This window comes from Poseidonibacter sp., assembly GCF_041821165.1.
Taxonomy (GTDB): domain Bacteria; phylum Campylobacterota; class Campylobacteria; order Campylobacterales; family Arcobacteraceae; genus Poseidonibacter.
On the sequence record NZ_JBGUES010000139.1, the window covers coordinates 1 to 6,253 of the forward strand.

The 6,253-nt window shown below is 23.1% G+C and carries 6 protein-coding genes; all 6 read right to left on the reverse strand.

Translation table 11 applies throughout. From position 1 onward, the window contains the following. Window positions 1-1,745, reverse strand: a 1,745-nt coding sequence (locus tag ACERKK_RS10105; RefSeq protein WP_373772960.1) for a PAS domain-containing protein, incomplete at its 3' end; no start/stop codon positions are given. After that, the gene (locus ACERKK_RS10110; protein ID WP_373772961.1) at window positions 1,726-2,100 is read right to left on the reverse strand and encodes a response regulator; all 375 of its coding nucleotides are present in this window, start codon (window positions 2,098-2,100) and stop codon (window positions 1,726-1,728) included. The genes ACERKK_RS10105 and ACERKK_RS10110, both read right to left, overlap by 20 nt. 11 nt (window positions 2,101-2,111) lie before the next feature. After that, window positions 2,112-3,506, reverse strand: a complete 1,395-nt coding sequence (locus ACERKK_RS10115; protein WP_373772962.1) for a methyl-accepting chemotaxis protein — start codon at window positions 3,504-3,506, stop codon at window positions 2,112-2,114. Window positions 3,507-3,572: 66 nt separating this feature from the next. Further along, the gene (locus tag ACERKK_RS10120) at window positions 3,573-4,673 is read right to left on the reverse strand and encodes an NAD(P)/FAD-dependent oxidoreductase (RefSeq protein ID WP_373772963.1); all 1,101 of its coding nucleotides are present in this window, start codon (window positions 4,671-4,673) and stop codon (window positions 3,573-3,575) included. 29 nt (window positions 4,674-4,702) lie between these two features. Beyond that, window positions 4,703-5,956 (reverse strand): ArsS family sensor histidine kinase, encoded by a 1,254-nt coding sequence (locus tag ACERKK_RS10125; RefSeq protein WP_373772964.1) that lies wholly within the window; start codon window positions 5,954-5,956, stop codon window positions 4,703-4,705. Beyond that, window positions 5,953-6,253: winged helix-turn-helix domain-containing protein (locus ACERKK_RS10130; RefSeq protein WP_373772965.1), on the reverse strand; the 301-nt coding region annotated here is incomplete at its 5' end. The genes ACERKK_RS10125 and ACERKK_RS10130, both read right to left, overlap by 4 nt.

Below are 6,253 nucleotides of genomic sequence, written 5' to 3' on the forward strand. Positions count from 1 at the left end.
CTTATATTAATTTTTCCATCAACTATATTATTTGTAGTAATTTGCTCAATTGAATTAGCTATAAGGTTATTCATAATATATTTTAATTCATAAAATACACCAAAACTATAAATCTCTTTTTTTGAGTCTAATTTGATTGAAATATTATTAAGTTTTAACTTATTATTATGTGTATTTATTGATTCTTTTAAAGCTGTATAAACATTATATTTATCATTTTTATTTGTATTACTAAAAAAGGAGCTAAAGTCATTTAGTTTAATAGAAAGTTGTTTTAACTCTTTTTCCATATCTTTATGAACTATTTTTAATTCATTTAAATCAAAGTCATCTTTTTTTATAAGTGCTTTTAAATTTACTAATTTAATAAAAAGTGTTGATATTGGTTTTTTCCATTGATAAGATAATGAATCTAAAATTTTTGCCATTAATTCTATTTTGGTATCAGTTATTAATGTTTTATCTTTCATTCTTATTTCATTAAGTTTATTTGATAAATCTTCTTTTAATAAATAATTTATTTTCTTTAATTGTTGTTTATCAGTTGTATTTACTCTAATTGAACTATATCCAACTATTTTCTTATTTTTATTATATTTTGGGAAAATTGAACCTTTTACCCAATATGAATTTTTATATTTATCTAAATTCATAAGTTCACCTTCCCACTTAATACCCTTTTGTAAATCACTCCACATATCTTTGAAAAGTTTTTTAGGCATATTAGGATGATTTATAATATTTATATTTTTACCCTTTAACTCTTTTTTTGAATATGCAGTGATATTACAAAAAGCCTCTGTAACATTTGTAATAATACCTTTAGTGTCTGTTTCAACCATAACTACATATTTATCAATTGCATTTAATAAATCTTTATATTTTTTATTTGTACTACTGCTTTTCTTCATATTAACTTTTAGTAAATATAATAAACTAAAAATACAAATATATAAAATAAAAAAAATGATTAGTAATTTATAAAAACTTAAAGTTACCAATGATATATCTTTATTTTCAACTTTTTTAAAAGCAAGTAATGAAATATTTTCTTGTTGATTAATTATCTTAGAATAAGGAATAAAATAAATAGATGATTTATTATCATTTGTCATTACAAACTTTTCATTTTTATTAAGCTTATTTAAAAAAAGTTTCTTATCTTTACTTGCAAAAACAGATAAAAATTCATTAGCTTTTTTATTAATCTTTTTTTCATTTGATAAAAATGTAAAAATATAATCTAAATCCTTTTCCATCAATAAAGAAATATATTCTAAAGAAAAACTAAGATTAACTGTTGCAATATATTCTAATTTCTCATTAAATAGTTCTTTTGTAAATATAAGTGAATTAGTTTTATTATCACTCATTTTTAAAAATGTCTTATTATTTGCAAAATCAATGCTAATATTATTAAGTCCATATCGCTTATAAAAAAAGAATTCCTCTTTTAAATATTTGTAAGTATTTTCTTTTAATTGTAAACTTATTAATTCCAATAACTTAGTATCATTTAAAATATTATTGTAAAAAATCAATTCTGATATTTCTTTTGTTTGAGTATAAATATTTTCATATGATTTATTTATATTTTGAGTATTTAAATCAATTATTGATTTAATTTCACTATTTTTATTTATATTTAAAAATAGTAGTGTAAAAGAAAAAGTTATAAAAAATAAAAAACTATATTTAAAACGTAGCTTTTTATTTTTTATTTTATTATGATTGTAAAATCTCAAGAACTTTTTTTTCTAATATTTGTAAAGATTCAAATGGCTTCATAACATAATTTGTAGCACCTTGCTTATGTGCTTTCAATACTTTATCCAATGTAGAGAATGCAGTCATCATCATAACTTTTTGATTACTATCATTTTGCATTATTTTTTCTAAAACATCAAGACCATTCATTTGGGGCATCATAATATCTAATAAAACAATATCATAAGTTCTATTTTTCAATGTATCTAAAGCAAGTATCGGATTTGAATATGTTGTTACATCATATTTACCTGATCTTGCTAAAAATCGATTTAACATTGTTAAAATTTCTGTTTCATCATCTATTATTAAAATTGAATGTTTTGTTTGCATAAGAGTTTTCCTTAATTAAAAAGTTTTTGTGTAGCATCTTTCATAACTGCTTCATTTTTTTCTTCTAATATTTTATCAAGATAAATAAATACATTAGCACTTGCTTTTTCAACTAATTCAATTTTATCTTCAATTAATTGTTTTGAACAAGATACAGAACTTCCTGCACATTCAGCGGCTAAGATATTTGCTTCATGATGTACTGTATGATGATATTTATCTAGGTGTTTATATGATGGAACAAAACTAAACTCTTCTTTTCCAAGTCCAGTATCATACCACTTACCAAGTCTACAATTATGATGATCAACAGCATTAAAGTTATGTTCACCACCAAAGATTAGTTGGTATAAGTTATTCTTATAAATAACATGGTCTAGTTTTGCAAGATTTATAAAGATTCTATTTGAAATACTTTCAACTTCATATACGGATCTATTTGCATTTTTTTGGAAAATATTCATTAAAGTACTTAAAGTATCAACTCTTTGCTTTGTTTCATCTACAACATTTGCTACTACATCTGAACTATCTTTTATTTTTGCTGTATCTGTTTGAATAGAATCAACAACATTTTTAATCTGCTTAGCAGCATCAGCACTTCTATTTGCAAGATTTCTAACCTCTTGTGCAACGACAGCAAAACCTTTTCCAGCTTCTCCGGCTGTTGCTGCTTCTACTGCTGCGTTTAGAGATAAAATATTTGTTTGAAAAGCAATTTCTTGAATAATATTTATAACATCCGAAATATCTTTACTTTTAGAAACTAAAGAGTTTACAATTTCATTCTCTTTTTTGATTTCATGTTGTAAATTATTTGTATCTTCAACTATTTTAGTTGTAAGAGTTAAACCTTCAGTTGAACCACTTGCAGTCTCTTTTGATTCCTTCATCATTGATTTTAGTTCATCTAATAATGAAAGATATGTATTTTGAGTTGTCGATAAAGAAGCTGTCATATTAGAATTATGTCTTTCTAATAATCCACCACTTTTATTATCATGTATAGAAGTTTTTCTTAATGAAACAATTTTATAATCATTATAATTTTTAATAACAATTTTAGCTTCACAATCATCTAAAATCAGTCTATCTTGTTTATTTAAAACAGCATCAAGCACAATAGATGGATTTTTAATATTTGCTTTTGCTAGTGAATTCATAAAGAACAGTTTATTTTTATCAGAAAAAACAACAAGCCCCTCTTCTTGAGAAAGAGATGCTATTTCTTTAAATAAGTCAATTTCATCATCATTATTTTGTAATTCTTGTTTTTGATTATTTAAAAGTTCATTTTTTTGTTCATCTATTAAATTATCTTTATGTGATAATTGATTTTTTAACTCTTCAAGTTGCTCTTTTAAAAGCAGATTTTCTTCTTGTAATTTTTTATTTCCAAAAAACATTCTATAACCTTTAATTATAATAATTAAGTGGAATATTAACTTAATTATTAATAATTTTCAAGTCCTTTATATATTTTTAGCACAAACAAAAGCCGAAGAGAAGGCAATTTGAAAATTAAACCCTCCAAGTTCACCTGTAATATTAAGGCATTCTCCTATAAAATATAGACCTTTTTGCTTTAAACTTTCAAAATTTTCATGATTAATTTCATCTGTAGAAATTCCGCCTTTTGTAACTTCTGCTTTTGTATATCCAAAGTTTCCAGCAGGTGCAAATTCATAATTTTTTAATTTTTCTATCTCTTTTATCTCATTTGCTTTTAAATCACAAATAGCTTTATCTTCAATATTTAATGAGTTTAAAAATTCACTTGTGAATCTTTTTGCAAAAGGTAAAGCAGTTGAAACTTTTTTATTACCTTTTAGTAAGTTTTCAATTTTTTTATTTGGTAAGAAATCAATTGCCATTTTTCCTTTTTTCCAATAAAGTGATGAAGTTAATATAACAGGTCCTGTACAACCTTTGTGTGCAAATAGAAGTGAACCTTCAAATTTTTTGCCCTCAACAAAAGTATGAACAGGCATTGAAACACCTGAAAGATTTTTAAACCAAAATTGCTCTTTTTGAACAGTAAAACCAACAAGTGCAGGTTCTAATTTTTCAATTGTATGACCAAACTTTTTAGCAATATCAAAAGCGATTGAACTAGCACCCAAGGCAGCATACGATAAACCACCACTTGCTACTACAACTTTTTTTGCTTCAATTATATTATTTGAATTTGTTTTTATCTTAAAATGCTTATCAAAATCTAAATCAACTACAACTGTATTAAGATATTTTTTTATATGAGAAGTTAACTTTAAAAACATATCAATAACATCTTGAGAACTATTACAAAAATATGTTCCCTTTACAATTTTTGGATTAATTTTTGGATTAACACCATTTTTATTTAAAAAATTTAATAAATCATCTTTTGTAAACTTTTTTAGTAACTCTTGAACAAACTCTCTATCACCTAAGTAATTGTTTTTTGTAACAAACTCATTTGTAATATTACATTTTGATCCGCCTGAAACTTTAATCTTTTGTCCAACTTTTGCATTTGAGTCTATTATACAAATCTTTTTATATTTTCTTTTATCCAAATTTGATGCAATCATTAAAGAACTTGCACCTGCTCCAATTATCGCTATATCGTAGATATTTCATCCTTTTTACATGTAAATTTATTTATATTATCTTTATATTCATATTCTAGTGTGTAATTATTTGCTTTTAAAATATTATAAACTATATATAATCCTAAGCCAAAAGAATCATCTGTTTTTTCTTCATTTGCAAAAAATGGTTCAAAATATTTTTCTAATGGATATTTTAGTTCTTTACCAATATTTTGAAAAATAATATCTTCATTTTCTGTTTTAATAGTAACTTTATTATCAGATGAATATTTTATTGCATTATCAACTAAATTTTTTACTGCTATTGAAAATAGTTTAAAATTAACATTTAGTTTTTTATTCTCATATTCTTGAATAATTGATTCATCATCTAACATTAAAATATCTTTTGCATTATCAATAATATCATCAAAGAAATAGTTCTTTTTATCAATATTTTTTGTTGATGATATAAGCTCTTCAATAGTTGCAAATTCATTTATTAATTGCTCTAACCTTATAAATACTGATTTTAGCTTTTCATTATTCTCTTCATTTTGTTCAAGTTGTGTTAAAAACTTTCCTTTAGTAATTGGAGTTTTTAATTCATGCATTATATTTCTAATAAAAACATTTCTTGATTCTTTTAAACTTTTAAGTTTTAAAGCACTATTTTTAAACTCCATTGCAAGTAAAGTTACCTCATCTTTTCCTTCACTATTACAACACTCAAAATCAAAGTTCTCATCACCTAAAGTTTTAACCTTATCTTTTAAAATTTTAAGTGGCATTAGTTTTCTTAAAGTGATTAAATACATTAATATAATAATTATAATAACAATTGCAAAAACTAAACTAATATAAATATTTGTATTATCAGAACTTGAAATATTATCCCTTATAAGAAATGTTCTATTCTTTTTCTTCATATATAAATAATTTTTATCATTTAATTTTAAAACTCTAAAAACATCTCTATCCCTTGTGTCTTTTTTCTCTACAACTATTTTAGTTAAAGGATTGTAAGTAATTGCATTTACTTCACCTTTTGTAGTTAAAATTGTATAGTTTAACTCTTCTAGATTTTTTGTAAATTCATTTGTTAAGCCATCTTTTCGATGTTTTCTTAATACCATTTTTATTATTGGCACATATTTTTCAAAAAGTAACGCTTCTTTTGTTTTATAATTTTGAGTCATTAAAATAGTAAAACTTGCTATTACTAAAATCATTGATATAATAAAACTTATTGTTATTGTAAAAAATATTGATTGTCTATTCATTGTATAAATTTATATCCCATTCCTCTTATTGTTTGAAGGTATTTTGGTTCTTTTGGATTATCTTCAATTTTATGTCTTATTCTATTTATTATTACAGCTAATGAACCAGAACTTTCATAGTCTTGGTTTAATAAATCAGAATTATCAAATATATCTTCTCTTGAAATAACGAAATTTTCTCTTTTTATAAGTAAAGATAAAACTTCAAATTCCGCTGCTGTAAGTTTAACATATTTTGTATTTTTTCTAATCTCTTTTTTCTCTTCATCTAATACAAAAGTTTTATTTTTTTCTTCT